This is a genomic window from Paraburkholderia youngii (assembly GCF_013366925.1).
Lineage (GTDB): Bacteria > Pseudomonadota > Gammaproteobacteria > Burkholderiales > Burkholderiaceae > Paraburkholderia > Paraburkholderia youngii.
This window is the reverse complement of record NZ_JAALDK010000001.1, coordinates 3,315,995-3,342,465: the sequence shown is the minus strand read 5'-3', so window position 1 is coordinate 3,342,465 and position 26,471 is coordinate 3,315,995. Positions and strand designations below refer to the sequence as shown.

Annotated in this window: 27 protein-coding genes; 13 read left to right on the top strand and 14 right to left on the bottom strand. The window is 66.2% G+C overall.

Going from position 1 to position 26,471, the window contains the following annotated elements:
- Positions 1-171 precede the first annotated feature (171 nt).
- The 5 genes from G5S42_RS15325 to G5S42_RS15305 all read right to left on the bottom strand — a co-directional run bounded on the left by G5S42_RS15325 (position 172) and on the right by G5S42_RS15305 (position 5,301).
- Positions 172-1,176, bottom strand: coding sequence for a LysR family transcriptional regulator (locus tag G5S42_RS15325; protein WP_176107522.1), 1,005 nt, complete (start codon positions 1,174-1,176; stop codon positions 172-174).
- A gap of 7 nt (positions 1,177-1,183) precedes the next feature.
- A complete protein-coding gene (locus G5S42_RS15320) occupies positions 1,184-1,960 on the bottom strand; it encodes a hypothetical protein (RefSeq protein ID WP_176107521.1) in 777 nt (258 codons plus the stop codon).
- On the bottom strand, positions 1,957-2,868 hold the full coding sequence (locus tag G5S42_RS15315) for a substrate-binding domain-containing protein (RefSeq protein WP_176107520.1): 912 nt from the start codon (positions 2,866-2,868) through the stop codon (positions 1,957-1,959). The genes G5S42_RS15320 and G5S42_RS15315 overlap by 4 nt, the downstream gene beginning before the upstream one ends.
- 31 nt (positions 2,869-2,899) lie before the next feature.
- Positions 2,900-3,319 (bottom strand): c-type cytochrome, encoded by a 420-nt coding sequence (locus tag G5S42_RS15310; RefSeq protein ID WP_013091077.1) that lies wholly within the window; start codon positions 3,317-3,319, stop codon positions 2,900-2,902.
- A gap of 164 nt (positions 3,320-3,483) precedes the next feature.
- On the bottom strand, positions 3,484-5,301 hold the full coding sequence (locus G5S42_RS15305; protein ID WP_176107519.1) for a methanol/ethanol family PQQ-dependent dehydrogenase: 1,818 nt from the start codon (positions 5,299-5,301) through the stop codon (positions 3,484-3,486).
- 417 nt (positions 5,302-5,718) lie between these two features.
- On the opposite strand from G5S42_RS15305, the gene G5S42_RS15300 reads away from it, so the two are divergent.
- From G5S42_RS15300 to G5S42_RS15260, 9 genes are all read left to right on the top strand, one after another.
- Positions 5,719-6,117 carry a 4a-hydroxytetrahydrobiopterin dehydratase gene (locus G5S42_RS15300; protein WP_176107517.1) on the top strand — a complete coding sequence of 133 codons (399 nt, stop codon included), beginning with the start codon at positions 5,719-5,721 and terminating at the stop codon, positions 6,115-6,117.
- 283 nt (positions 6,118-6,400) lie between these two features.
- On the top strand, positions 6,401-7,426 hold the full coding sequence (locus tag G5S42_RS15295; protein WP_176107516.1) for a beta-ribofuranosylaminobenzene 5'-phosphate synthase family protein: 1,026 nt from the start codon (positions 6,401-6,403) through the stop codon (positions 7,424-7,426).
- Between the two features lie 114 nt (positions 7,427-7,540).
- Positions 7,541-8,467 carry an NAD(P)-dependent methylenetetrahydromethanopterin dehydrogenase gene (locus G5S42_RS15290; RefSeq protein WP_176107514.1) on the top strand — a complete coding sequence of 309 codons (927 nt, stop codon included), beginning with the start codon at positions 7,541-7,543 and terminating at the stop codon, positions 8,465-8,467.
- Between the two features lie 11 nt (positions 8,468-8,478).
- A complete protein-coding gene (locus tag G5S42_RS15285) occupies positions 8,479-9,699 on the top strand; it encodes an ATP-grasp domain-containing protein (RefSeq protein ID WP_176107513.1) in 1,221 nt (406 codons plus the stop codon).
- On the top strand, positions 9,677-10,702 hold the full coding sequence (gene mch, locus G5S42_RS15280) for a methenyltetrahydromethanopterin cyclohydrolase (protein ID WP_246392002.1): 1,026 nt from the start codon (positions 9,677-9,679) through the stop codon (positions 10,700-10,702). The genes G5S42_RS15285 and mch overlap by 23 nt, the downstream gene beginning before the upstream one ends.
- Entirely contained in the window at positions 10,699-11,697 is a 999-nt protein-coding gene (locus G5S42_RS15275; protein WP_176107511.1) for an ATP-grasp domain-containing protein, read from the top strand. Before mch ends, G5S42_RS15275 begins: the two co-directional genes overlap by 4 nt.
- 5 nt (positions 11,698-11,702) lie before the next feature.
- A complete protein-coding gene (locus tag G5S42_RS15270) occupies positions 11,703-12,605 on the top strand; it encodes a triphosphoribosyl-dephospho-CoA synthase (RefSeq protein ID WP_176107510.1) in 903 nt (300 codons plus the stop codon).
- 185 nt (positions 12,606-12,790) lie between these two features.
- Positions 12,791-13,300, top strand: a complete 510-nt coding sequence (gene fae, locus G5S42_RS15265; RefSeq protein ID WP_176107508.1) for a formaldehyde-activating enzyme — start codon at positions 12,791-12,793, stop codon at positions 13,298-13,300.
- A 135-nt stretch (positions 13,301-13,435) separates the two neighbouring features.
- Positions 13,436-13,813, top strand: coding sequence for a hypothetical protein (locus G5S42_RS15260; protein ID WP_176107507.1), 378 nt, complete (start codon positions 13,436-13,438; stop codon positions 13,811-13,813).
- A 47-nt stretch (positions 13,814-13,860) separates the two neighbouring features.
- Here G5S42_RS15260 and G5S42_RS15255 read toward each other — a convergent pair whose 3' ends face one another.
- Positions 13,861-14,367 (bottom strand): dihydroneopterin aldolase, encoded by a 507-nt coding sequence (locus tag G5S42_RS15255; protein WP_176107505.1) that lies wholly within the window; start codon positions 14,365-14,367, stop codon positions 13,861-13,863.
- A 365-nt stretch (positions 14,368-14,732) separates the two neighbouring features.
- Between G5S42_RS15255 and G5S42_RS15250 the strand changes: the two genes are divergently transcribed.
- The 3 genes from G5S42_RS15250 to G5S42_RS15240 are packed head-to-tail and all read left to right on the top strand — an operon-like array spanning position 14,733 to position 18,774.
- Positions 14,733-16,796 carry a sigma-54-dependent Fis family transcriptional regulator gene (locus G5S42_RS15250; protein WP_176107503.1) on the top strand — a complete coding sequence of 688 codons (2,064 nt, stop codon included), beginning with the start codon at positions 14,733-14,735 and terminating at the stop codon, positions 16,794-16,796.
- Positions 16,793-17,413 carry a flavoprotein gene (locus G5S42_RS15245; protein WP_176107501.1) on the top strand — a complete coding sequence of 207 codons (621 nt, stop codon included), beginning with the start codon at positions 16,793-16,795 and terminating at the stop codon, positions 17,411-17,413. The genes G5S42_RS15250 and G5S42_RS15245 overlap by 4 nt, the downstream gene beginning before the upstream one ends.
- On the top strand, positions 17,392-18,774 hold the full coding sequence (locus G5S42_RS15240; protein ID WP_176107499.1) for a DUF6513 domain-containing protein: 1,383 nt from the start codon (positions 17,392-17,394) through the stop codon (positions 18,772-18,774). The genes G5S42_RS15245 and G5S42_RS15240 overlap by 22 nt, the downstream gene beginning before the upstream one ends.
- Positions 18,775-18,787: 13 nt before the next feature.
- Here G5S42_RS15240 and rpe read toward each other — a convergent pair whose 3' ends face one another.
- The 8 genes from rpe to G5S42_RS15200 all read right to left on the bottom strand — a co-directional run bounded on the left by rpe (position 18,788) and on the right by G5S42_RS15200 (position 26,240).
- Complete coding sequence (rpe, locus tag G5S42_RS15235; protein ID WP_176107497.1) at positions 18,788-19,495, bottom strand: ribulose-phosphate 3-epimerase; 708 nt, start codon at positions 19,493-19,495, stop codon at positions 18,788-18,790.
- 22 nt (positions 19,496-19,517) lie between these two features.
- Positions 19,518-20,555, bottom strand: a complete 1,038-nt coding sequence (gene fba, locus G5S42_RS15230; RefSeq protein ID WP_176107495.1) for a class II fructose-bisphosphate aldolase — start codon at positions 20,553-20,555, stop codon at positions 19,518-19,520.
- Between the two features lie 93 nt (positions 20,556-20,648).
- The gene (locus G5S42_RS15225) at positions 20,649-21,521 is read right to left on the bottom strand and encodes a phosphoribulokinase (RefSeq protein ID WP_176107493.1); all 873 of its coding nucleotides are present in this window, start codon (positions 21,519-21,521) and stop codon (positions 20,649-20,651) included.
- Between the two features lie 66 nt (positions 21,522-21,587).
- A complete protein-coding gene (locus tag G5S42_RS15220) occupies positions 21,588-22,691 on the bottom strand; it encodes a class 1 fructose-bisphosphatase (RefSeq protein ID WP_176107491.1) in 1,104 nt (367 codons plus the stop codon).
- A 27-nt stretch (positions 22,692-22,718) separates the two neighbouring features.
- Positions 22,719-23,714: a CbbX protein gene (gene cbbX / locus G5S42_RS15215; RefSeq protein ID WP_176107489.1), complete on the bottom strand. Its 996-nt coding sequence runs from the start codon at positions 23,712-23,714 to the stop codon at positions 22,719-22,721.
- 59 nt (positions 23,715-23,773) lie between these two features.
- Positions 23,774-24,202 (bottom strand): ribulose bisphosphate carboxylase small subunit, encoded by a 429-nt coding sequence (locus tag G5S42_RS15210; RefSeq protein WP_176107487.1) that lies wholly within the window; start codon positions 24,200-24,202, stop codon positions 23,774-23,776.
- A 117-nt stretch (positions 24,203-24,319) separates the two neighbouring features.
- Positions 24,320-25,819 carry a form I ribulose bisphosphate carboxylase large subunit gene (locus G5S42_RS15205; protein WP_176107485.1) on the bottom strand — a complete coding sequence of 500 codons (1,500 nt, stop codon included), beginning with the start codon at positions 25,817-25,819 and terminating at the stop codon, positions 24,320-24,322.
- 148 nt (positions 25,820-25,967) lie between these two features.
- Positions 25,968-26,240 carry a hypothetical protein gene (locus tag G5S42_RS15200; RefSeq protein ID WP_176107483.1) on the bottom strand — a complete coding sequence of 91 codons (273 nt, stop codon included), beginning with the start codon at positions 26,238-26,240 and terminating at the stop codon, positions 25,968-25,970.
- A 79-nt stretch (positions 26,241-26,319) separates the two neighbouring features.
- Between G5S42_RS15200 and pqqA the strand changes: the two genes are divergently transcribed.
- Entirely contained in the window at positions 26,320-26,394 is a 75-nt protein-coding gene (pqqA, locus tag G5S42_RS45745) for a pyrroloquinoline quinone precursor peptide PqqA (RefSeq protein ID WP_113062024.1), read from the top strand.
- Positions 26,395-26,471: the final 77 nt, after the last annotated feature.

Genomic DNA, 26,471 nt, shown 5'->3' with positions numbered 1-26,471 from the left:
TTTATGCCGATCGCAGAGGAGGGACGCAAGAGTTAAATCGAATGCGAAAAGTTGGCAGCCTGTCACGACAGACGGGTACAGACTGTGCCATCGATGCCGCCTATCACGCACCGTTCATCAGCAAGCCGACGAGCGCGCTTGCGCCGCGCCGCACGCAACGCACGCATCGCGCTACCGCTGCGCCCCGACCGGCCGTTTCGCAAACACCCCCGCAAACTGCGCATATTCCTGCTCCAGATGCACCGCCGCATGTTCGAGCAGGAACTGCCGGAACATCACGCTGGTCGGCGAAAGCTGCTTGGTGCGCAGATGCACGATCTGCCACGTTCGTACGATCGGCGTGCCGTTCACGTCGAGCAGCGCGATCTCGCCGGTGCGCAACTCCAGCTGCAGCGTATGCAGCGAGATCAGGCTCACGCCCATGCCCGCCATCACCGCCTGCTTGATCGTTTCGTTGCTGCCGAGCGTGACGGTTTTCGCGGGAGTGAACAGATGCTGACGGAACATCGCCTCGGCGGCCATGCGCGTCCCTGAGCCCGGCTCGCGCAGCAGAAAGGTGTCGTTGCTCAACTCCTGCAGATCGAAGCGGCGCGCGCCGCACAACGGATGTTGCACCGGCGCGATCACCACCTGAGGATGGCTCGCGAGCGGCTCGGCCGTCGTATCGAGTTCGGGCGGCGGGCGGCCCATGATCGCGAGATCGATCGCGTTGTCCTGCAACATGCGCAGCAGCGCGTCGCGATTGCCGACCGAGAAATGCACGTCGACCTTCGGGTACAGATGCGAGTACATCGCCAGCAGTTTCGGCGCGAAGTAGGTCGCCGAACTGACGATGCCGACGTTGATCGAGCCGCTGTCGGCCTGCTTCAGCGACATCATCGCGTCTTCGGTGTCCTTGATTTCGCCGAGAATGCGGCTCGCGTGACGGGTCAGCACCTCGCCCGCTTCGGTCAGCGTGAGCTTGCGCGCGACGCGCTCGAACAGCCGCAGGCCGATCGCCTCCTCGAGCTGATGAATCTGCATCGACACGGCCGGCTGCGTCAGATGCAGCTCTTCGGCCGCGCGCGCGAAACTCGTATAACGGCTCGCGACGACGAAGATCTGCAACTGCCGCAGGGTCAGCGTGCGAACGAAGTTCAGCTTGACCCGGTGCGTCGCGAAACTCGCGTTCTGCATCGAAGACTCAACGGCTCGCCCGCGGCGCATTCGACGGCTTCGCCGGCTCCTTGCCCGATGGCAACTTGTTCAGTGCGGATTGAAAGCTCAACGACTCCGAATGCGCCGGATGCGCAAAGTCGTTGTTGGGGCCCGGCACGTCGGTGCGAATCTGCAGGACCTGGCCCGGCACGCCGTCGGCGAGCACGAACGTGTAGCGCTTGCCCGTGTACTGCGCGAAGCGCGCCCCGTTCGGATCGTTCAGATAAGGCTGCACGACGATGCGCCGCGCGCTGACCGGCTTGCCGCCGAGCTCGCCCGGCACACTCTCGATCTGCGGCCCCGCGGCGAGCGCGAGACGCAGACGCTGCTGGAAATAGCGGCGCTGCCCGCCGGTGAGACCCTGCATCTCCGCGATGTCGCGTTCGAGGAAATAAATGATCGCCGGATTGCACTGCAGGCCGCCGATCGGCAGGTTCACGCTGCCGGTATGGTCGGTCACCTGTGCGTCGCCCTTCGCGTTGTTCTCGCTGACCACCAGCACCTTGACGACATCGGTGCTGCGCGACGGCTGCTCCGAATCGATCAGCGCGTAGTCGAGCTCGGTCTGCGCGGCGACGCCGTGCAGATGATCGGTCAGAAAAATCAGCCGCTCCGCCGGCGTGATATCGTCGCCGCCCGGCGCCGACGCGGCGCTCGCCGGGCTTGCCGCACGGCTCGCGGCCGGCGCGAGGCACAGCAAGCACAGCGTCCCCATCAGCGCGGCGCGTGCCGCGCGCAGCCAGGCGCCGCGCGCGCGCGTCATTGCGATGCGTCGCCGGGCTTGCCCGCCGGCGCGTCGACCGGTTTGAGCATCGGCACCTGGTAGGTCGCGAGGATGCTGTCGATCTTGTCGTGATTCGCGGCGATCCATTGATCCACCTTGTCCTTCCAGTCTTTCTCGCCGTAGCGCACACCCATCGAAATCGTGTAGTCGAAGCGGATGCCGGGCTGCGGCGGGAACGGCACGAGCCTGACCGAATCACCGGCGCGCTTGGCGAAGTAGCCGGCGATCGGCCCCCAGAGGAAGACCACGTCGACGTTGCCCGCGGCCAGGTCGTGTTCGATCATCTGGCCGGGATATACGCCCGGATCGCCGCTTTGCACCTGGTACGACACCGCCTGGTCGATCAGGTTGTGGCCGAGCAGCCAGTCCACCGCCGGAGTTTGCGAAAAGATCCCGAAACGCAGCTTGTGCAGCTGATCGGGCGGCAGTTTCAGCAGGTCGTCGGGCGTCTTGATGCTCGCGAATTCGGGGCGGTTCGGCAGCACCATCGCGTAGGTCGAGCGCAGATACGGCTGCGTCGTCGATGTCATGTCATAGCCCTTCGGCACGCCGATGATCAGATCGCAGCGATAACGCTCGCTGCCCTCCGCCTTCTCGCGCAACGTGTGGCGCACGAAGCCCATGCGCTGCGGAAAGTACGTGTATTCGAGTTTGTAGCCGAAGTCGCTCGCCATCTGGGCGGCGATGCGGTTCTCATAGCCCTCGCCCTTGTCGTTCGACAACGGCATGTTGTTCGGGTCCGCGCATACCCTGAGCACGCCGTCCGCGCCGTCGTTGTTCGGCAGCGCGGGGCCATCCGCCCGGACCGCGGCGCTCGCGAGCGCGGCCCCACACAACGCGGCCGCGAGCACGCTGACATGCACGGACATGCTTCTCTTATCACGCATCGTGAGCCTCCGGAACAATGACGGCGCGGCGTTAATTCGAGTCGATGGCATGCAGATCGCCCGGCTTGATCTGTCCATCGGAGCGTCCTTTCAGATACGCATAGAGATTCTCCCAGTTCTTCTGCATCATCTGGCTCGCGCTGAAATCGGGCATACCCTTATCGACCCGGCCGCCGAACACCGTGCGATGAAACTCGTTCTTGTCCAGCGTCTTGAACGCGTCGATCAGCGACGGCCCGACCATGCCCTGCTGCTGCGCGCCGTGACAGCGTTCGCAAGCGAGCGCGCGCCACGTCTTCCAGCCCTGCAGCGTATTGCTGTCGACCTTGTTACCGTCGACTACCTTGTACGCGACCTGCGCAATCGAAGGATTGTTCTGCGCGTATCCGACGGGCAGCATGACGAGTGCTACGGGCAACGCGGTGAGCAACAGGATAGATCGGCCTTTCATGCACATGTCTCCATCTGGGAAAAAGCCGCGCCCCGATGCGTTTCAGCGACGCATCCACCAACGGGCGCGATTTGGGGGTAATTCAATGCTTGCGCGAGGCTGACGGGGCGGCCGTGCCTGTTCAAGCCGCCCCGCTCGTTCAGCCTTTCATTTCAGCCGTTCGTTCAGCTCTTTTCGTTGGGGATCGCGAACACGAACAGCGTGCCGCCGAGCGCGGTGTACTTCGCGAGATCCTTGTAGCCGCCGACCGCGCCCAGACCTTCGGTCGGCTTCTCGAGACCCGCCGCCATGCCGATGCCGGCCCAGCCGCCGATGCCCGAGTACACGCCGACGTACTGCTTGCCCTGATACTCATACGTGAAGACGTTGCCGATGATTCCCGACGGCGTCTTGAAGCGCCACAGTTCCTTGCCGTCCGAGATGCGAACCGCCTTCAGGTAGCCTTCCAGCGTGCCGTAGAACGCGATGCCGCCGCCGGTCGCCAGCACACCCGACCATACCGAGAACCTCTCCGGCTTCGAGTAGATGATCTTGCCCTTGCTCGCATCCCACGCGATGAAGTTGCCCATCGCGTTGCCCTCGTTCGGGCCCGGATACATCGACAGCGTGGCGCCCACATACGGCTGCCCCGACACGTAGTCGACATCGAACGGCTCGTAGTCCATACAGACGTGGTTGGTCGGCACGAGGAACAGACTCGTCTTCGGATCGAACGCCGCCGGTTGCTGGTCCTTCGAACCGAGTGCCGCCGGGCAGATGCCCTTCACGTTGTGGTCGGACCCGGCCGCCTGCGTCGAGTACGCCGCGTTGCGAATCGGCAGGCCGCTTTGCAGATCGACACGATCGGCCCAGTTCACCGCCGGGTCGTACTTCTGCGCGACCAGCAGTTGTCCGGTTTCGCGGTTCAGCGTGTAGCCGAAGCCGTTACGGTCGAAGTGCACGATCGCGGGCACCTTCTTGCCGTTGATCGTCAGGTCGGACAGGATCATTTCGTTGACGCCGTCATAGTCCCATTCGTCGTGGGGCGTCATCTGGTAGACCCATTTGGCCGTGCCGGTATTCAGGTCGCGCGCGAAGATCGACATCGACCATTTGTTGTCGCCCGGACGTTGCGTCGGGTTCCATGTGCCCGGATTGCCAGTACCGTAGTAAACAAGGTTGAGTTTCGGGTCCCACGCATACCAGCCCCACGTGGTGCCGCCGCCGAGCTTCCACTGATCGCCCTTCCAGGACTTCACCGACGAATCCGCGCCCACCGGCACCATCTGCCCGTTCGAGTACGTCATCGTCTTTTCCGGGTCGAGCAGCATTTCGTTGTCAGGGCCCGTGCTGTACGCAGTCCAGACCGGCTTGCCGGTCTTGATGTCGTACGCGATCAGACGCCCGCGCACGCCGAACTCGCCGCCCGAAATACCGGTCAGCACTTTGTCGCCGAATACGTGCGGCGCGTTGGTGTTGGTTTCACCGGCTTTCGGATTGCCGTTCTGCGCGGTCCAGACCACCTCGCCCGTCTTTGCATTCAGCGCGACGAGCTTGGTGTCGGCCTGCTGCAGGAAGATCTTGCCGTCGCCATATGCGAGACCGCGATTGACGGTGTCGCAGCACATCACGGAGACGACCTGTTCATCCTGCTTCGGCTGATACTGCCAGAGGAACGTCTGATCCTTCAGGTTGACTGCAATGACTTTGTTCGGAAACGGGGAGTGGATATACATCGTGTCGCCGATCACGAGCGGCGCGCCTTCATGGCCGCGTAGCACGCCGGTCGACATGGTCCATGCGACCTGCAGTTTGCCGACGTTGTTCTCGTTGATCTGTTTGAGCGGGCTGTAGCGGTGATTCGCATAATCGCCCGCCTGGGCCGCCCAGTTGGAAGGGTTTTTCATCAGTCCGTCGAGCTGCGAATCGGCCTGCGCAGCCAGAGAGCTAAAGGCTGCGGATGCGAGGATCGCGAGCCCAAGAACTACAGTGCGTAAGTTCATGTCTCCTCCAGAATTGTCCTGCTGTTCAACTCACGAATGACCCACGCTACCTCATCGCATCGTGCGCGCCTTCTCGATTGCAGGTAACGATTAACGCGCTATCCCGATTCGATGTCGGGCTTCGCAACGCATGAACGGCCAACGCATATTCCATGCCGGAATAGCGGCAACGCTGCCGCTCTTGCGTGCGGTGGCCCGCCGACCCGGCACGCGCGACCTGTCGCGGCACTCGGGCGTTGCACGCCGATGCTTGCATGGCGGTAAGCTGAAGGGGTTGCGTCACGCGATGCGGCACATACTGTGTCACTTGCGTGATACGAATCGTGTCCTTTGCGAATCATGCGCCGCAGCACGGGCCTGTCACTGCAACGAAGCTTCGTTCGGCGAACGATTCGCGCATTCGAGGAGCTAACCGCCATGGCAAACACCGAGCATGTCTATACCGACGAAGAGATCCAGCAACGCCTCGTCGGTCCGCTGCAGCACTGGTATCTGGAAGATGGCTGGCTGCGGCGCAAATACCGCACCGAGGGCTGGAAGGGAACGCTGATGGTGGTCAACGCCGTGGGGCACCTCGCGGAAGCCGCGTGGCATCACCCCGATCTGACGGTCTCGTATGCGTTCGTGATCGTGAAGCTCAAAACGCACACCGCCAAGGGCATCACCGACAAGGACTTCGCGCTCGCGACGAAGATCGAATCGGTGGTCCACTGGCAGCCCGGCCACGAGGAGGGCCCGTTAGAAGGCACGCCGTCCGACGATCAGCGCTTCCGCTATATCAAGTACGACGCGCCGAAAACCGCGCAAGGCAGTTGACGCGCGCGCCTGCCGCCGGATGAAACAGCGCGTGACACAGTGCGCCTTCGGCGTCACACAGCGTCCATGCAGCGGCGAAACCGGGTGGCGCGCGGCGCGCCCGTTCAGAGGTTCCCGTGGGCCGGATCCGCTGCGGTGGCCGTTGCGCGCGCCTGGTACGGCTTTCGCTTGACGTCGCCGGGCGCACTGTCGCTGGAACCCGCGACGCGATACGACGCGTTGCGCACACCCCGCCGCCGAACCCGGTTTCGCGCACCCGCAAGGACACCTGAGGACACTCGAGATGCCGCTTCAGCTCCGCCGCCTGCCGCCACGCGCGCCCATCACGATCGATGCGCCCGCTCGGCTGCATCTGGGCTTTCTCGATCCGAACGCGTCGCTCGGGCGCGCGTTCGGCAGCCTGGGGCTCGTCATCGATACGCACGGCACGCGGATCCGGGCGCGGCTCGCCGAACGCGAGCAGATCGGCGGGGTGGCGAGCGAGGCCGAGCGCGAACGGATCGCGCTGAGTCTCGCGCGGCTGCAGGCCGCCTACGGGCCGGCGACCCTCGCGATCGACGTGCTGGAAGCGCCACGCGCCCATACCGGCCTCGGTTCCGGCACGCAGCTGGCGCTCGCCGTGGGCACCGCGTTCACGCGTCTCGTCGGCCAGCCGGCGACGAGCGCCGAGCTCGCCAGTCTGCTCGGACGCGGCGCGCGCTCGGGGATCGGCATACTCGGCTTCGAGTGCGGCGGCCTGCTGCTCGATGGCGGCCCGCCCGGCGATCTGCGCCAGAGCATGCCGCCGCTGCTGTCGCGCCAGCCGTTTCCGCAGCCGTGGCGCGTGCTGCTCGTCAGCGACAGCAGCCGCGAGGGCTTGCACGGCGCCGAGGAACGCAGCGCGCTCGCATCGCTCGCACCGTTTCCGCAGCGGCTCGCCGCGCATCTGTGCCATCTGGTGCTGATGCAGATCCTGCCCGGCGCCGCCGAACATAACTTCGCGCCGTTCGCGCACGGCCTCACCGAACTGCAGCAGACCATCGGCGAATACTTCGCGAGCGCGCAAGGCGGCGTGTTCGCGAGTCCCGACGTCGAGCGCGTGCTGCGCGCGGTCGCCGCCGAGCGCACCGCCGGCATCGGCCAGACCTCGTGGGGCCCGACGGGCTTCGCGGTGCTCGCGAACGCGCGCGAGGCCGAACGCGCGCTCGCAACCGCGCGCGCCGTCGCAAGCGCGCTGCCGCATATCGAATGCAGCGTCGTCGCGGGCCGCAATAGCGGCGCGGCGATCAGCGGCGCCGAGGTGCGCGCGCCGCACATCGACGCCGCATGATGCGCGGCCCCGCTCAGGTCGCCGCTCAGGCCGCCGCTCACCTGACGCGCTGCCACGCGCGGCGCGGCGTTGCCCCGCGCCTTCCCGAGACTGCCACTACAACGAGCCCCTGCCATGTCAGAAACCATTGAAAGGCCCTACATCCTGCACATGTTCACGGCCACGCCGCAGATGAGTCCGTTCGACGTCAATATGGCCGCCGACGCCGGCTACCAGGTCATCGTGCCGTATTGCAACGTCGAAGCCGGCATGGTCGCGAACCTCACGCAGGACGCGATCTTCTCGCGCGGCCCGAAGGGGGTGTCGCGCACCGGCATCTTCATCGGCGGACGCGACGTGATGCAGGCCGTCGCCATGCTCGACACCGCGCGCCGCGCGATGGTCCCGCCGTTCGAGGTCTCCGTGTTCGCCGATCCGAGCGGTTCGTACACGACCGCGGCCGCGCTCGTCGCGCTGGTCGAGCGGCATCTGGGCAAGCAGCACGGCGTGGAGCTCGGCGGCAAGCGCGTGCTGATTCTCGGCGGAGCCGGCGCGGTCGGGCGCATCGCGGCGGCGATCGCCGCGTCGCGCGGCGCCGACGTGACGATCGCGAGCCACACCCACCGCAGTCGCGCGCTCGCCGCATCGGCCGAACTGAACGAGCGCTTCGGCATCGTCACCAACGGCATCGGCACCACGACGTCCGACGAGCTGCGCGGCGCCCTCGCCGAAGCGGAAATCGCGATTGCCACTGCTGTCGCGGGCGTGCAGGTGGTCGGCCGCGACGACCTCGCGCATGCAAAACGCCTGCTCGTCGCCGCCGACGTCAACGCGGTGCCGCCCGAAGGCATCGCCGGCGTGAACGTGATGAACGATGGCAAGCCGATCGACGGCGTGCCGAACGCGGGCGCGGTCGGCATCGGCGCGCTGGCGATCGGCAACGTCAAGTATCAGGTCGAGCATCGCCTGTTCATGCGCATGCGCACGGGCGGCAAGCCGGTCTACCTGGGCTTCCCGGAAGCCTACGACGAGGCCCGCGCGGTCGCGGCCGGTCTCGGCTGAGAGCGGCCGTCATGAAGCCGCACCGGCCGCTCATGCATGCGCCCATCGTCGCGGTCGTCGGGCAGTCCGCGCGCCTGCTCGCGCAGTCCGCGGCGCGCGCCGGCCTGCATGTCGCCGCGCTCGATATCTTCGGCGACTGCGACACGCGCGAGGCCGCCGAACTGTGGTTCGACATCGGCGGCGGTGATGGCGCGCTCGGGATCGACCGGGCGCGGCTCGTCGATGCGCTTGCGCGCGTCGCGCGGTTGCCAGGATTGCTTGGCTGGATCGGCGGCAGCGGGCTCGAACCTTTGATGCCTGACTTGTGCCGGGAGCCCGGCTTGCCGCGCTTTCTCGGCAACGATGCCGAGGCGATCGCGGCCGTACGCGAGCCGCGGCGTTTCTTCGCGCTGCTCGACGCGTTGCGCATCGGGCATCCGGCTGTGTCGTTCGAGCGGCCCACGACAGCCGAGGGCTGGCTATTCAAGCAGGCAGATGGCTGTGGCGGCACGCATATCCAGCCCGCCGACTCGTTCGACTCCACGAGCGCCTCCGCGCACGGTTACTTCCAGCGCCTTGGCCAGGGCCGCTCGCTGTCGGCGCTGTTCATCGGCGCGCACGGCCGCGCGCATCTGATCGGTTTCGCCGAGCAGCTCACCTGCGCGATCGGCGATCTGCGCTTCGTGCATGCGGGCTCGATCGGGCCGATCGACTTGCCGCCGGCGTTCGTTGCGCTGGTGCAGCAAGCGCTCGACGCGCTATGCGCAAGCGCCGGCCTCGTCGGCATCAACAGCTGCGATTTTCTGTCGGACGGCACCTCGTTCGACGTGCTCGAAATCAACCCGCGCCCTTCGTCGACGATGGCGCTCTACGAAACCGCGTCGCCCGATGCGTGGCCAGCCGGCCTGCTCGCCTGCCACCTCGACGCGTGCCGCCACGGCCGCGCGCCGTCGGCCGCGAGCCTCGCACGGGCCCGCGCGCCGCGCTGGCGCGCCGGCCAGCGGGTGCTGTTCGCGCAGCGGCCGTTCAACGTCTCCGCGGCGTTCTCCGACGCCTGCCTGCGCGATCCGCAATGCCGCGACGTGCCGATGCCGGGCACCCGCATCGACGTCGGGCAGCCGGTCTGCACGCTGCTCGTGCGAGCGGCGTCGACGGACGCGGTGCGCACCGCGCTCGATGCGCAGCACGAACGCGTCGTCCAACGAATCGAAACCTGCAATGAGCCCGACCATGCCTGCCTCCACGCCCATTGAGACATCCCCGCCCACCGCGCCGCCGAGCGTGAATGCGCTGTCAGAGCGCCTCGTCGCCCGGCTCGTCGATCAGGCGGCACATCTCGGCGTCGCGCTCACTCGCACACCCGCCGGCACCGTGATCGCCGATGCCGGCGTCGACGCCCGCGGCAGTCTCGACGCCGGCGTGCTGATCGCGCGCATCTGCATGGGCGGTCTCGGCCGCGTCGCGGTACGCGCTAATTTCGACGCCGCGCCGCTGTGGCCGACGATGCTCGAGGTCAGCACCTCGTCGCCGGTGCTCGCCTGTCTCGGCAGCCAGTACGCGGGCTGGAGCCTCGCGGCGACCAAGGAGCAGACCGGCGGCAAAAAGTTCTTTTCGCTCGGCTCAGGGCCCGCGCGCGCGCTCGCGGTCAAGGAACCGCTATTCGACGAACTCGGCTATCGAGACCGCCACGAACGCGGCGCGCTGGTGCTCGAAGTGGACCGTCTGCCGCCGCAGGTCGTGATCGACAAGGTGCTGCACGACTGCGGCCTCGCGCCCGACCACCTGACGCTGATCGTCACGCCGACACACTCTGTCGCGGGAACGGTACAGGTCGTGGCCCGCGTCGTCGAAGTGGCGCTGCACAAGGTGCACGTGCTCGGCGTGCCGCTCGACGAGATCGTCGCCGGCACGGGCTCGGCGCCGCTGCCGCCGCCCGCGCCCGACGGCATTCAGGCGATGGGCCGCACCAACGACGCGATCCTGTACGGCGGCCGCGTGCATCTGACGGTCCGGCACGACGAGATCGCGCGACGTCTCGCAGACACGCTGCCCTCCGCCAATTCGCGCGACTACGGCCGGCCGTTCGCGGACGTCTTCACGGCTGTCAACTTCGACTTCTATCAGATCGACCCCGCACTGTTCGCCCCCGCCGAGGTGTGGGTCAGCAGCCTCGAAAGCGGCGTGACCTATCATGGCGGCCGGCTCGACGGCGGCCTGCTGCGCAAACAGTGGGGCGGCGAGCCGGTCGCGCGATGACGATCACAGCGGGCCTGCGCATCGCGATCATGAGCGACGAAACCGGCTGGCACACCGGCCGGTTGAAAAAGGCGTTCCGCGCGCGCGGCGCCGAAGCGCGTTGCGTCGATCTCGCGGATTGCCGCATCGACACCACGTGGCTGCCGCACGGCCTCGTGATCCCGGGCTTCGGCCGCACGCTGCCGGATGCGGTGTTCGTGCGCGGCATCGCCGGCGGCACTTTCGAGCAGGTGACGCTGCGCCTGGGCATCCTGCACGCGCTGCGCGAGTCGGGCGTGCCGGTCTACAACGACGCCCGTGCGATCGAGCGCAGCGTCGACAAATCGATGACGAGCTTCCTGCTGCATCGCGCGGGCGTGCCGACACCGGCCACCTGGGCCGGCGAGTCCGCCGCGTTCGCGCAACGCGTCCTGATGCGCGAAGCGGCCGCCGGCCGCCAGGTCGTGCTCAAGCCGCTGTTCGGCTCGCAAGGCCACGGGCTCAAACGGCTCGGCGCGCGTGGCGGGCTGCTCGCGCCGCTGCCGTCGCTCGCGCGTTATCGGCAGGTCGCTTATCTGCAGCGCTTCGTTGCCGGCGCCCGGCCCGGTTTCGACTGGCGCGTGCTCGTGATCGGCGGCAAAGCGGTCGCGGCGATGCGGCGCAGCGGCGGCAAGGGCTGGATTCACAACGTCGCGCAAGGCGCGCGCTGCGAGGCCGCGGAGTTGACGGTCCCGCTCGCGCAGAGTGCCGTGCGCGCCACCGTCGCGCTCGGGCTCGACTACGCGGGCGTGGACCTGATCCCGAATCCCGACGACGCCGCGCTGCCGCTCGTGCTCGAAGTCAACGGCGTGGCCGCGTGGCGCGGTTTGCAGTCGGTCGTGCCGCTCGATGTCGCCGCGGCGCTGGTCGACGATCTGCTCGATCGCAAACTTGCGGCGCAACGGCGCGCGAACGAGCAAGCCGAGCAAGCCGCTAGCGCCGGGGTGCCCGTGCAGTCTCCGCAGCGCCGGGCTTGAGCGTCATGCCCATCCCTCATGCAATCTCCGTCGAGCATGCGCGCGCAGCCTTCCTCGCGGCCTGCACGCTCGACGTCATCACGCCGAAACCCGGCAACGTCAGCAACCAGAGCCCCGGCCACGGCATGAACGCGGCGCAGTTCCTCGCCAGCGCGGACGCATCGCTCGACGCGCTGTTCGCGCGCGGCGCCCGCGTCGGACAGCGCATTCTCGACGCGGTCACACGGACGCGCGCGGCCGTCGGCTGCAATACGAATCTCGGCATCGTGCTGCTGATCGCGCCGCTCGCCGCGGCTCTCGACGAAACCGGCGAACGGCCGCTGACGGCGCCAGCGTGGCGCGCGGCCGTCGGCGACGTGCTGAGCCGGCTCGACGTCGAAGATGCGCGGCTCGCCTATCGCGCGATCGCGCTCGCCAAGCCCGGCGGCCTCGGCGACGCGCCCGAGCAATCGGTCCACGCAGCGCCGACGATCGGCCTGCGCGACGCGATGCGGCTCGCCAGCGAGCGCGACAGCATCGCGCGGCAGTACGCGAACGGTTTCGCGGACCTGTTCGACACCGGCCTCACCGCCTGCTTCGAAGCCTCGACGCCAACGTCCGAACCCGCGCCCGTCGATCCAGGCGAAATCGCGATGCTCAACGTGTTTCTCGCGTTCCTCGCCGGCTGGCCCGACTCTCACATTGTGCGCAAGCACGGCCTGGCGCTGGCGCAGAGTGTCACGCTCGCGGCACGCGAACAGCACGCGCGCTGGCGCCAAACGCGACCCGCCGCGCGCCGCTCGGCAAGCGATCCGCAACTCGATGCCTGGGACGCCGAATTGAAGGCCCGCGCGATCAATCCCGGCACCAGCGCGGACCTCGCGGTGGCTACGCTGTTCGTTGCGCGCTGCGTCGAAGGGCGCGGTTAACCCTGAATCGTCTGCACTGAACACGCCCCGAACAGGCGCGTCAGCATGCCGGGTGCCACAACTGGCACGGAACCTGTTAGTTAGTACCGCCGTGCAATCCCGCACCGCTCTCGCGATGCTGATCTGGACACGATCGCGGGCGGCGCCTCGTCAGCAGGTCCATACCTACTCATTGGAGGAACAGAATGGCCAAGATCAACCGCGTCATGATCGGGGAGTCGCTAGTCGGCGACGGCAACGAGGTCGCGCATATCGACTTGCTGATCGGACCGCGAGGTTCGGCTGCGGAAACCGCGTTCTGCAACGCGCTCACCAACAACAAGGACGGCTTCACGTCGCTGCTCGCCGTCGTCGCGCCGAATCTCATCACGAAGCCCAATACGATCCTGTTCAACAAGGTGACGATCAAAGGCGCCAAGCAGGCCGTGCAGATGTTCGGCCCAGCGCAGCACGCGGTCGCGCTAGCAGTGGCCGACAGCGTCGAGGACGGCACGATCCCGCAGGAAGAAGCCGACGATCTGTTCCTCTGCGTCGGCGTCTTCATCCACTGGCAGGCGGAGGACGACAAGAAAATCCAGCAGTTCAACTATCAGGCGACGCGCGAGGCCATCAAGCGCGCGGTCAGCGGCGAGCCGAGCGCGGCTGAAGTAGTATCCAAGAAGGGCACCGTCGCGCATCCGTTCGCGCCGAACTGACGGTGCATGGCAGCGCAGGAGACGCGGCGCTTCGCGGCCCCGCCTCCTCGCGCATCCCGTCGCCTCGCGGCCGCAAGGCATGGACCTCGCGCAGCGGTTCGCGAAGCGGGTTCAATGCTCTCGCAGAGGCATTCAATGACTAATAGATGTCGCGCGCTTCTCGCATTTTCCTCGCTCATGCTCGCCGCACCGCTCGCGTGGGCGGGCGGCTACAACTATCCGACCGAGGGCCGCGTCGAATACGTGCTCAGCTGCATGGACGATAACGGCCACGATTTCGCGAACGTCTACAAGTGCTCGTGCGTGATCGACAAGATGGCCGCGTCGTTGCCGTACGACGAATTCGTCGACCAGTCGACCTTCTCGAAGTACGCGACGCTCGGCGGCGAAGGCGGCGCGGAATTCCGCGTCGATCACGCCAAGGCTCAAACCAGGAAATTCCGCGCGCTGCAAACGAGCGCGTATCAGGCGTGCGGACTCGGTCCGCAGAAAACGTCGACCGTGGCGAAATGACGACGGTTCGAGGCGCGCCGGGCGTCGGGCGCGCCCCGCTCTCCCCGTCAATTCGGCACCAGCCCCGCGCCCAGCGACGCGTAACACGCGAGACCCACGGCGGCCGCCGGGCCATCGCCGCGACGCCGCTCGATCTGCACGCCGACGGCCGCGAGGTCGGCGAACTTGGCAGGCTTCGCGAGCGACACCCGCACCCAGTGCGCGCCGAAGTCGGCAATCAACAGTTGCGCGATCGTCTCGGCGAGCGCCTCCAGCAGCCGCACGCGATGCGACGCGAATAGCTCCAGCAGCGCCTCGCGCACGGCCGCATAGTTGACCGTATCTTCGATCCGGTCCGTCGCGCACGCACGGATCGCGGGCACGCCGATCGCCAGATTCACGCGCACCGGTTGCGCAACATGCAACTCGCTGCTGTCGATACCGATGACCGTCTGGCCGATGAAGTTCTCGATGAAGACGATGTCGAGGCGCTCGGGCAACGCGCCGGCTTGCGAGCCGGGATTGGCGCCGAGGCTGGAAAATGCGGCAAGGCGAACAGTATCGATACGATCCATGATGGTCTCCGCCGCGGCGCGGCCCAAGGTTGAACAGATGCAACAGTAGAACGATAGAACTGAGCGACGCGCGGCACACTCTGTGTCGAAGCTGCGACAGGCATGCAACCTGCAAAACGTTTAACGCATCGCGCATCGAGAAAAGCAAATTCCGGGCACGGTGAGGTAAACCCACAGTCACTTTCTGTTGAACCTGTCTTGCATCGAGCGTACAGTTTTAAATACCCGCCTCGTAGCAGGGCCGGTCGCGAGGGAGCAGGCGGACCCAGAACCCGCCGCACCAAGGGCAGACAGGCTTGATAAAGCGGCATTCGCAGCGTGCAATGCAGGCATGCTTGCGAAATGACGCAACGGAGACGAATCCCATGTCGTTGCTCGCTGACAGCAGTACGCACGTCCGGGAAGTTCTGAACGTGGTCAACCATCAGTTGACCACGCGCCCGACAAGCGAACCCGTGGCTCAGTCGTGGACGCGCTGCATCAACGAATTCCAGCTGGACCCCGCGCGTTTCGTGCCGCCGCCGGTGCTCACCGAATACGAACTCAGCGCGCGCCGTGAGGCGCTCGGCGATCTGATCGCGTGTTCGAAGCTCGAGATGACGACGCTCTATCAGCAGCTCGCCGACCCCGAGCTCGCGGTCGTGCTCGTCGATTCGGGCGGCGTGATCGTGCATCAGGTGTCGTCCGTGCCGTTCGCCGAGGCGGTCGCCGCCGACGGCTTTCGCGTCGGCGCGCTGTGGAGCGAACGCGAAGCCGGCACCAACGGCATGGGCACCTGTCTCGCGGAGCGCGACTGCATCGCCGTCTGTCAGCACGAGCATTTCTATCCGCGCTATACGTCGCTCACGTGCTCGGCCGCGCCGATCTTCGACGACGGCGGCGAAATCGCCGGCGTGCTCGACGTCACCAGCCGCTCGAAGCTGCTGCAGCAGCACTCGCTGGTACTGGTCGGCATGTCGCGGCAGATGATCGAAAACCGTCTGCTCGATGCGCGCTACCGGCACGCCAACATGATCCATTTCCACAGCCGCCCGGAATTCGTCGGCACGCTGCACGGCGGCAAGCTCGCGGTCGGGGACGACAGCACGGTGCTCGCCGCGAACCGCAGCGCGCTGTTCCAGCTCGGCTTCCGCTCGCTCGCCGAGCTGCGCGGCCGGCGCATCGAGGAAGCGTTCAACGCGTCGCTCGAAGACATGATCGCGCGCAGCATTCGCGGCTCGTTCCATCCGGTCACCGTCTACAGCGCGAATGCGACGAACCGCTTTTTCCTCGTCGCGCAGACGCCGCAGAACGGCACCGGGCGCGTGACGCGGGTGATCGTCACCGACTCCGCGATCCGCAGCAGCGCCCCGGAAAAACACGAGAAGCACGACAAGCACGCGCCGGTGCCGAAGCTCGAAGAGATTGCGCACCTCGAATTCGGCGACCCGCGCATGGCCTCGCAGATCCAGCTGGCCGCACGCGTGATCCAGCGCAAGATTCCGATCGTGCTGCGCGGCCAGACCGGCACCGGCAAGGAAGTCTTCGCGCAGGCGCTGCACAGCATCAGCCCGCACGCCGACGGTCCGTTCGTGCCGGTGAACTGCGCGTCGCTGCCGGAGAACCTGATCGAGAGCGAGCTGTTCGGCTATCGCGCCGGTGCGTTTACCGGCGCGCAGCGTGAAGGTCGGCGCGGCAAGATCGTGCAGGCCAACGGCGGCACGCTGTTCCTCGACGAGATCGGCGACATGCCGCTCGTGCTGCAGGCTCGGCTGCTGCGCGTGATCGAGGAACACGAGGTCACGCCGCTCGGCGCCGAGACCACCGTCAAGGTCAATTTCCAGCTGATCAGCGCGAGCCACCGCAATCTGATGGAACTCGTGGAGAGCGGCCAGTTCCGCGAGGACCTGTACTACCGGCTCAAGGGCGTCGAGCTGAATCTGCCTGCGCTGCGCGAGCGCGTCGACAAGCTGCCGCTGATCCATCATCTGCTCGCCAACGAAACCGACGATCCGCCCGATCTGACGCCGGAAGCCGAACACGCGCTGCTCACCTACGCGTGGCCCGGCAACATCCGTCAGCTGCGTCACGTGTTGCAGATGGCCATTGCGCTGTCCGACGGCGAGCCGATCGGCTGCGAGCATCTGCCGCCCGAGGTCACGCAACGCACGTCGGCGGTCGATCTGCCCACCGCGCTGCGCCTCGCAAACGCGGACATGGACGGGCAGCTCGCCGACGAAGCGGACATTTCTTCGCTGAACGCGATCCAGCTGAACGAGCGCGAGACGGTGCTGTCGCTGCTCGACGAGCATCGCTGGAACGTCAGCAACGTCGCGAAGGCGCTCGGCATCAGCCGCAACACGCTGTACCGCAAGATGCGCCGGCTGCATATCCGGCTGTCGCACGAAGGCTCGTCGCCGGACGGCATGCCGCTCGATCTCGACGCATGACCCAGTCGTCCCCCAACGAGTCAGCGCCCAAGGCCGCCCGCGATCTCACCGACTTCAAGCCGGATGCGCGCTTCGCGTGGTGCGTGACCGGCTCCGGTCATATGCTCGAAGAATCGATCGCGCTCGCGCGGCGCTTGCCGCGCGTCGATCTGTTTCTGTCCGCGGCGGCCGAGGAAGTGCTGCCGCTGTACGGCTGGCCGCTCGACAAGCTGCGCGAACAGTTCCGCGTGCTGCGCGACAACAGCGCGAGCGGCGTGCCGGTCGGCATGCTGTATCACGGCATCTATCACACGGTCGTGATCGCGCCGGCCACCAGCAACACGGTCGCCAAATGCGCTTACGGCATCTCCGATACGCTGCCGACCAACATGTACGCGCAGGCCGGCAAGCAATGCATCCCCGGCATCGTCTTTGCATGCGACACCGAACCGAGCGTGATCACGCATAGCCCGGATGAATGGGTCGAACTGCGACCAAGGGCGATCGAGCTCGACAACGTCGAGCGTCTGGCACGTTTCGAATACACGACGCTCGCGCGCTCGCTCGACGAACTCGAAGCGGCACTCTCCCAACGCCTCGCGACCCTCGATCTCGCATGGACCACATCCTCTTCCTGACCGGCCGGCTTGCCGAACCGAGCCTGCGGCGCGTGCTCGACGGCATGGCGCCGGCGCCGTTCAGTTGGGAGGTGCGCGACATCGGCCTGCAGGTCGCCGCGTTGATGACCGCCGACATGATCCAGCGCCGCGTGCCCACGCCGCTTGCCGCGCAGCGCGTGATCGTGCCGGGCCGCTGCCGCGGCGATCTCGACACGCTGAGCGCGCACTACGGCGTGCCGTTCGAACGCGGCCCCGAGGAGGTCAAGGACTTGCCGCAGTTTTTCGGCCACAAGGCGAAGCCGTTCGACCTGAGCCGCTACGACACGGAGATTTTCGCGGAGGTCGTCGATGCGCCGCGGCTCGACCTCGACGGCATCGCCGCAAGGGCGCGCGAGTATGCGGCCCAGGGCGCGGACGTGATCGACATCGGCTGTCTGCCGGACACGCCGTTTCCGCATCTCGAAGACGCGGTGCGCCGCCTGAAGGCCGAAGGCTATCGCGTCAGCGTCGATTCGATGCGCAACGAGGAACTGCTGCGCGGCGGCCGCGCGGGCGCCGACTATCTGATGAGCCTGAACGTCGATACGCTGTGGATCGCCGATGAAGTGCCGTCGACGCCGATCCTCGTCGCGCGCGAACCCGCTGATGCCGCCTCGCTCGACGCCGCGATCGACGCGCTAAGCGCGCGCGGCCGCGCGTTTCTCGCCGATTCGATTCTCGATCCGATTCCGTTTGGGCTGGCCGCATCGATTGCGCGCTATGTGCGCCTGCGCGAGCGCTATCCCGACATCGCGATCATGATGGGCATCGGCAACGTGACCGAGTTGACCGAGGCCGACACGAGCGGCATCAACGCCGTGCTGCTCGGCATGGCGGCCGAATTGCGCGTCAGCGCGGTGCTGACGACGTCGGTGAGTCTGCATGCGCGGCGCGCGCTGCGCGAAGCCGATATCGCGCGCCGTGTGATGCATGCGGCGCGTGATGCGCAAGTGCTGCCGAAGGGCATCAGCAGCGAACTCGCGACGGTCCACGCGAAACGGCCGTTTCCGTACAGCGCCGAAGAAATCGACGAATTCGCGCGCGCCGTGCGTGATCCGAATTTCCGCGTGCAGATCAGCGCCGACGGCATTCACGTGTACAACCGCGACGGCCATCGACGCGGCGACGATCCGTTCGCGCTGTACCCGCAGCTGAACCTCGAAACAGACGGCGGCCACGCGTTCTATATGGGCGTGCAGCTTGCACGCGCGGAAATCGCGTGGCGGCTCGGCAAGCGCTTCGATCAGGACCAGCCGCTCGACTGGGGCTGCGCGATCGACCGGCCGGAAGAAGACCTCAGCGTCTGGTGCGGGCCGGGCGAGACGATGAAAAAGCGCTGAACCCACCGCGCCGTCACTGCATGGCCGCCACGCTCGTGGGTTCGTCGACGGTAGCCAGTTCGCCGCGCATGCCGCGAATCGCCTGCGCGCGATCGCTCGCGCCGAACACGGCCGATCCCGCGACGAACACATCGGCGCCCGCCGTGGCGACAAGCGCGATGTTCGACACCTTCACGCCGCCGTCCACTTCGATCAGCAACGGCCGGCCGGTGCGCTGCATCGTCGTATCGACGCGCTCGCGCAGCAGCCGCAGCTTATCGAGCGTTTCGGCAATGAACGCCTGGCCGCCGAAGCCCGGATTCACCGACATCACCAGCACGACGTCGAGCATCTCCAGCACATGATCGAGCACCGTGAGCGGCGTGGCCGGATTCAACGCGAGCCCGGCGCGCGCACCGTGCGAGCGGATCAGTTCGATGGTCCGATGCACGTGCAGCGTCGCCTCCGGATGAAAGCTGATCAGGTTCGCGCCGGCCTCGGCAAACGCCGACACCAGCGGATCGACGGGCGTGGTCATCAGATGCACGTCGAAAGGCAGCGACGTGTACGGCCGGATCGCCGAGCACACGAGCGGCCCTACGGTCAGGTTCGGCACATAGTGGTTGTCCATCACGTCCAGATGAATCCAGTCCGCGCCGGCCGCCGTCACGTCGCGAATCTCGTCGGCGAGGCGGGCAAAATCCGCCGACAGCAGCGACGGAGCAATCAGGAATTCGCGCATTGCGTTCTCCGTACCAGTGGCGTCAGTGATAGCGGCTCGCCATCGTGTCGAGCGGCAGCGGCTTGATGCGCGCCGCCTGCCCCGCGCAACCGAACGCTTCGAAACGCTCGATGCAGATCGCGCTAGCCGCGGCGGTGGCCGCCTTCAGGGCCGCGCGCGGATCGAATTCCGAGCGCGCATTGGCGAGCGACTTGCGCATCGCGCCGCTCATCGCGAGACGGATGTCGGTGTCGATATTGATCTTGCGCACGCCGTGCGCGATGCCGCGGCGGATTTCGTCGACGGGCACGCCGTAGGTGGTCGGAATCTCGCCGCCGTACTCGCGGATCACCGCGAGCCATTCCTGCGGCACCGACGACGAACCGTGCATCACCAGATGCGTGTCCGGAATCCGCGAATGAATGGAGGCGATCCGGTCGATCGCGAGGATGTCGCCGGTCGGCTCGCGGCTGAACTTGTACGCGCCGTGCGAAGTACCGATCGCGATTGCCAGTGCATCGACGCCGGTCGCATCGACGAAGCGCCGCGCTTCGTCGGGGTCGGTCAGCAGGTGCTCGCGCGTCAGCTTGCCTTCTGCGCCGACGCCGTCCTCTTCACCCGCGGTGCCCGTTTCGAGCGAGCCGAGACAGCCCAACTCACCCTCCACCGACACGCCGACCGCATGCGCGGCGTCCACCACGCGGCGGCTCACCTCGACGTTGTAGTCATACGCGGCCGGCGTTTTCTGGTCGGGCAATAGCGAGCCGTCCATCATCACCGACGTGAAGCCCGAGCGGATCGCCTGCTGGCACACCGCCGGGCTCGCGCCGTGATCCTGATGCAGCACGAGCGGAATGTCCGGGTGCGCCTCGAGCGCGGCGAGCACCAGATGGCGCAGATACGGTTCGCCCGCGTACTTGCGGGCGCCGGCCGACGCCTGCAGGATCACCGGGCTATCGGTCGCCTCGGCCGCGCGCATGATCGCGTGAATCTGCTCCATGTTGTTGACGTTGAACGCGGGCACGCCGTAGTCGTGTTCGGCCGCGTGATCCAGCAGTTGCCGCAGGGTGATGAAGGCCATTGCGTGCTCCTCGATATGAAATGAAATCTTGTCGAGCGGCGTGCTCAACGCGCACCGTCCGCGACGCGCCGCGTCGGGTGCGCTTCGAAAACGTCAGGCGCGCGAGCGTCGATCGATCAGTTGCAGAATCATCGGCGTGAAGATCAGCTGCATCGCGAGTCCCATCTTGCCGCCCGGCACGACGATCACGTTCGGGCGCGACATGAACGAGTCGTGCAGCATCGTCAGCAGATACTGGAAGTCGATGCCTTTCGGCCGCGCGAAGCGGATAACGACGAAGCTCTCGTCGGGCTGCGGGATCTCGCGGGCGGTGAACGGATTCGACGTGTCCACGGTCGGCACGCGCTGGAAGTTCACATGCGTGCGCGAGAACTGCGGGCAGATGTAGTTCACGTAGTCGGGCATACGACGCAGGATCGTGTCCACCACCGCTTCGTGCGTGTAGCCGCGCATCGTCTGATCGCGGTGCAGCTTCTGGATCCATTCGAGATTGATGATCGGCACCACGCCGATCAGCAGATCCGCATGTCGCGCGATGTTGACCTTGTCGGTCACCGCCGCGCCATGCAGCCCTTCGTAGAACATCAGGTCGGTATTGGCCGCGACGTCCTCCCACGGCGTGAAGGTGCCGCCGTCCTGCTTGTACAACTGCGCTTCGGCCGCGTCGTGCACGTAGTGGCGAAACTGCCCGCTGCCGTTTTCGCCGTAGCGCGTGAACAGGGTTTCGAGTTCTTCGAGCAGATTTGCTTCCGGCCCGAAGTGGCTGAAATTCGGCACGCCGTCGCGTTCGCGCTCCTGCATCGCCGCGCGCATGCCGTTGCGGTCGTAGCGATGGAACGCGTCGCCTTCGACGATCTGCGCATTGATGTGCTCGCGTCTGAAGATATGCGTGAAACTCTTCATGACGGTGGTGGTGCCCGCGCCGCTCGAGCCGGTCACCGCGATGATCGGATGTTTGACTGACATGCGCTTGTCTCCGGATGACTGTGTTTCTGGTGCCGTGCGCTGTACGTCTGTGCGCTCAGTCGCCGATCACGCCGTGAAATCCGGCAGGAACAGCGAGCGCGTGCCGAACAGCGGCGACGAGAACGGCTTGTCCTCGCCGCGGTCGTATTCGCCGTGATAGCGCGCAATGCGCTCCACCTCGACCTTCGAGCCGAGGATCACCGGCACGCGGACATGCAGCGCGCGCGGCGCGAGCTCGAGAATGCGCTCGCGTCCGGTGGTCGCGAGGCCGCCCGCCTGCTCGACCAGAAAGCTCATCGGGTTCGCCTCGTAGAGCAGGCGCAGGCGCCCTTCCATCGCCGGCGTTTTCGAGTCGCGCGGATACATGAACACGCCGCCGCGCATCAGGATGCGATGCACTTCCGCGACCATCGACGCGATCCAGCGCATGTTGAAGTCGCGCGCGCGGCAGCCGCTGCGGCCGTCCTTGCACTCCTGCACGTAGCGGCGCACGGGCGGTTCCCAGAAGCGCTCGTTCGATGCGTTGATCGCGAACTCGCCGGTCTCTTCCGGAATCCGGATGTTCGAATGCGTGAGCACGAAGTTGCCGATGTCGCGCTCCAGCGTGAAGCCATGCGTGCCGTTGCCGACCGACAGCACCAGCATCGTCGAGGGTCCATACACGGCATAGCCGGCCGCCACCTGTTCGCAGCCCGGCCGCAGGAACGCGGCTTCGCTGCTTGCATCCTCCGCCGGGTCGCGCGTGCGCAGCACCGAGAAGATCGAGCCGACCACGCCGTTGATGTCGATATTCGACGAGCCGTCGAGCGGATCGAACGCAAGCAGATACTCGCCACGCGGATACTCCGGAGGAATCGGGTACACGTGCTCCATTTCCTCGGACACCATCGCGGCCAGCAATCCGTCCCACTCGCATTGCTGCACGAAAATCTCGTTGGTGGAGACGTCGAGCTTCTTCTGCTCCTCGCCGTGCGTGTTGAGCGTTTGCGCGGAACCGTAGTTGCCGCCTAGCGCTCCCTTGGTCAGCATCGCCGAGATCGATTTGATGGCGGCCGCTACGTCGATGAGCAGCGCGGAGAGTCCCGCCGTGTCCCGCGTGTCGTCCGTACACGGCGGGCGATCGAGCGTGTCGATCAGGAACTTCGAAAGTGTCGTGCGTCCGTCCTGCATGGCGTTCTCCTTCGATGGTGTCGTGATTCAGCCCGGCGGCGCCGTGACGGCGCGCGCGGTGGAAGGCGGTGGCGAGGACGGCTGCATTGGCTCGTCGAATACGCGGCTCGCGCGCACGTCGGCGGAGTCGATCAGCGTCAGCGCGGCGGCATCGATCGGCTCGCCGCCCTGCAACGCGCTCGCGAACAGGCGGTTCGCCTGGCGCAGCCGCGCGCGGTCGAGCGCATTGCGCACAGAGCGCGCGTTGGCGAAATTCGGTTGCCGGATGCGGCGCGCCAGATAGTCGGCGAACGCGCGGCGCGACGCGGCATCGAAGCGGTAATGCATGGTGTCGAGCATCCGCTCGGCGATTTCGAGCAGTTCGGTTTCCTCGTAATCGGGAAACGTGATGTGATGCGCAATGCGCGAGCGGAAACCCGGATTGCTCTCGAAGAACACTTCCATCCGCGACGCGTAGCCGGCCAGAATCACGACCAGGTCGCTGCGCTGGTTCTCCATCGTCTGCAGCAGGATTTCGATCGCTTCCTGCCCGTAATCGCGCTCGTTCTCCGGACGATACAGGTAGTACGCTTCGTCGATGAACAGCACGCCGCCCATCGCGCGCTTCAGCACATCGCGCGTTTTCGGCGCGGTGTGACCGATGTACTGGCCGACCAGATCGTCGCGCGTGACCGACACCAGATGATTGCGGCGGATGTAGCCGAGCCGGTGCAGCACCTCGGCCATGCGCAGCGCGACCGTCGTCTTGCCGGTGCCGGGGTTGCCGGAGAAGCACATATGCAAGGTCGGCGCGCTGCCCGCGAGACCCAGCGAAGCCCGTGCGCGTTCGACCAGCAGATGCGCGGCGACTTCGCGAATGCGCGTCTTCACGGGTGCGAGCCCGACCAGATCGCGTTCGAGTTCGCCGAGCACGTCGCCGATGCCCGAGTCGCGGTACAGCGCCGCGAGGTCGATGTGGGGCGTGGCGTCGTCGCTGTGCGCGGTGGACGCGGGCAGTGCGTCCACGATGGCGGCGTCAGTCATTGCTCCTCCTTGCGCGTTTGTCGTGTGCCTGTCTTGCACCCTCGTGCTCGATCAGCGGCTCAGCCCGTTGAGCCGTAGCGCTCGCCCGCCGGCCGGTCGGTCGCATAGCCCGTCATGCTGTAGCGCTGCGTGCGCCCCTGCGCGTCCTGGCGCGACAGACGGAAGCCCGGCTCCACGTCCGGGCGGTTGACGATGAACGACAGGCGCATCGTCTCGAAGGTACGCTCCGAATCGAAGGCGTTGACCTTGATGTAGTGCTGCGGCCGCGCCTCGCGACAGGCCCGGACCTCCTGCAAGACGCCTGCCGCGTCGTGCAGGTCGAACATCGGCAGGCCCCACATTTCCCAGTACGTGTTGCGCGGATGCGGGTCGTCGGTGAATTCGACCGAACAGGCCCAGCCCTGGCGCAGCGCGTAGTCGATTTGCAGGCCGATTTCCTCGTCGGTCAGTTCGGGCAGAAAAGAAAACGTTCCTTGAGTAATACGCATGACGAACCTCGTTGATGGATGTCGCGTTCAGAACGGCGTCAACGGTGCCCCGCGCGGTGCCGTAGCACCACGTTGCGGATGCGCTCGTGAAGCGCTGGCGGGTAAAGCTCGGCTCTCTTAAGCCGCAGTCGGCGTAGCGGCGAAATCGGGCGTATCGGTCGACGCGTAGTTGAAAGTGACGTCGCGCCACGTATCGAGCGCCTGCTTGAGCGGCGTGCACCAGCGCGCGGCGGCTTCGAGCACGTCGGGCCCTTCGCGCAGAATGTCGCGGCCCTCGTTGCGGGCCTTGACCATCGCTTCGAGCGCGACGCGGTTCGCAGTCGCACCGGCCTGGATGCCGGCCGGATGGCCGATCGTGCCGCCGCCGAACTGCAGGATCGCGTCGTCGCCGAACAGGTCGAGCAGTTGATGCATCTGCCCCGCGTGAATCCCGCCCGAGGCGACCGGCATCACCTTGCGCAAGCCGGCCCACGGTTGATCGAAGAAGAGGCCGCGCGACAGGTCCACCGCGTTGTGCGCGTCGCGGCACACGTTGTAGTAGCCCTGCACCGACAGTGGATCGCCTTCGAGCTTGCCGACCGCGGTGCCCGCATGCGCATGATCGACGCCCGCCATGCGCAGCCATTTGGCGATCACGCGAAACGAGATGCCGTGATTGCGTTGCCGCGTGTAGGTGCTGTGCCCCGCGCGATGCAAATGCAGGATCATGTCGTGCTTGCGGGCCCAGCGCGACATCGACTGGATCGCGGTCCAGCCGATCACCAGATCGATCATCACGATGCACGAGCCAAGCTCCTTCGCGAATTCGGCGCGCTCGTACATGTCCTCCATCGTGCCGGCCGTCACGTTCAGGTAGTGCCCTTTGACCTCGCCGGTTTCCGCCTGCGCGCGGTTCACCGCCTCCATCGAAAACAGGAAGCGGTCGCGCCAATGCATGAACGCCTGCGAGTTGATGTTCTCGTCGTCCTTCAGGAAATCGAGGCCGCCGCGCAGCCCCTCGTAGACCACCCGCCCATAGTTCTTGCCCGACAGCCCGAGCTTCGGCTTGACCGTGGCGCCGAGCAGCGGGCGTCCATACTTGTCGAGCCGTTCACGCTCGACGACGATGCCGGTCGGCGGTCCCTGAAACGTCTTCAGATACGCGACGGGGATGCGCATGTCTTCGAGCCGCAACGCCTTCAGCGGCTTGAAGCCGAACACGTTGCCGATGATCGACGCGGTCAGGTTCGCGACCGAGCCCTCTTCGAACAGATCGAGTTCATACGCGATGTACGCGAAGTACTGCGGCTCGTCGGCGCGCGACACCGGCACCGGTTCGACGCGATACGCCTTCGCGCGATACATGTCGCAGGCGGTCAGGCGGTCGGTCCACACCACCGTCCACGTCGCGGTCGACGATTCTCCGGCCACCGCGGCCGCCGCTTCCTCGGGTTCGACACCGGGTTGCGGCGTGATGCGAAAGAGCGCGATCACGTCGGTCTCTTTCGGTTCGTAGTCCGGTTGCCAGTAACCCATCTCGCGGTATTTCATCACGCCTGCCGCGTACCGCTCGCGCGGATTGTGCGGATCGCGCGCTTGATGTCCGGGCTGGATCGGCGGTTGACTGAAATCGTTCATGACGTGTCCTCGAAGGTGGCAAGCGCACTGCCGGAAGAACGAAGCGCTTGAGTTGCACTGTAGGCACGGACACGCTCAAGGGGAATTCACGATTTTATTTGGCAGACTTAATGGATCGATTATCGCTATCACATCGTTAGTTTCTTTTTCACGCCATGAAACGGCAATGGGAGCAGAATCGGCTGGTGTGGGAGACGGGCACGGGTGACAGCGCAATCGGATTGGCGAATCGCGATGGAACACTTTGCTTCGTTTCCGCCACACCGCGCGGACGCTTGCGTCTGGCAAGCCGCGCGAGCGCCAGGGCGTGGCGCAATTCGCCGAGCGCTGTATTAGCCCTCGAATGCGCGCCCGCCTGGCCGGCCGGCACACGCACGGGCATGGAGATTGCGTGATGCCGGCTGCCGTCGAGATCGGGCATGAAAATTCGCCGGGCCGGCGGCTCAGAGTAGTTCGAACCGCAGTTCCAACCGCAGTTTCAACCGAAGGAGGAAGCACGTATGCAATGGACGACTCCGAGCTACACCGACGTACGCCTCGGTTTTGAAATCGTGATGTATGTCGCTACGCGTTAAGCCCGCAACCGGGCCGCACGCCGCGGCCCCTTTGCGGTTCCCGTTTGTGTTTGACCTCTGCTGACGGCCGGCCTTCC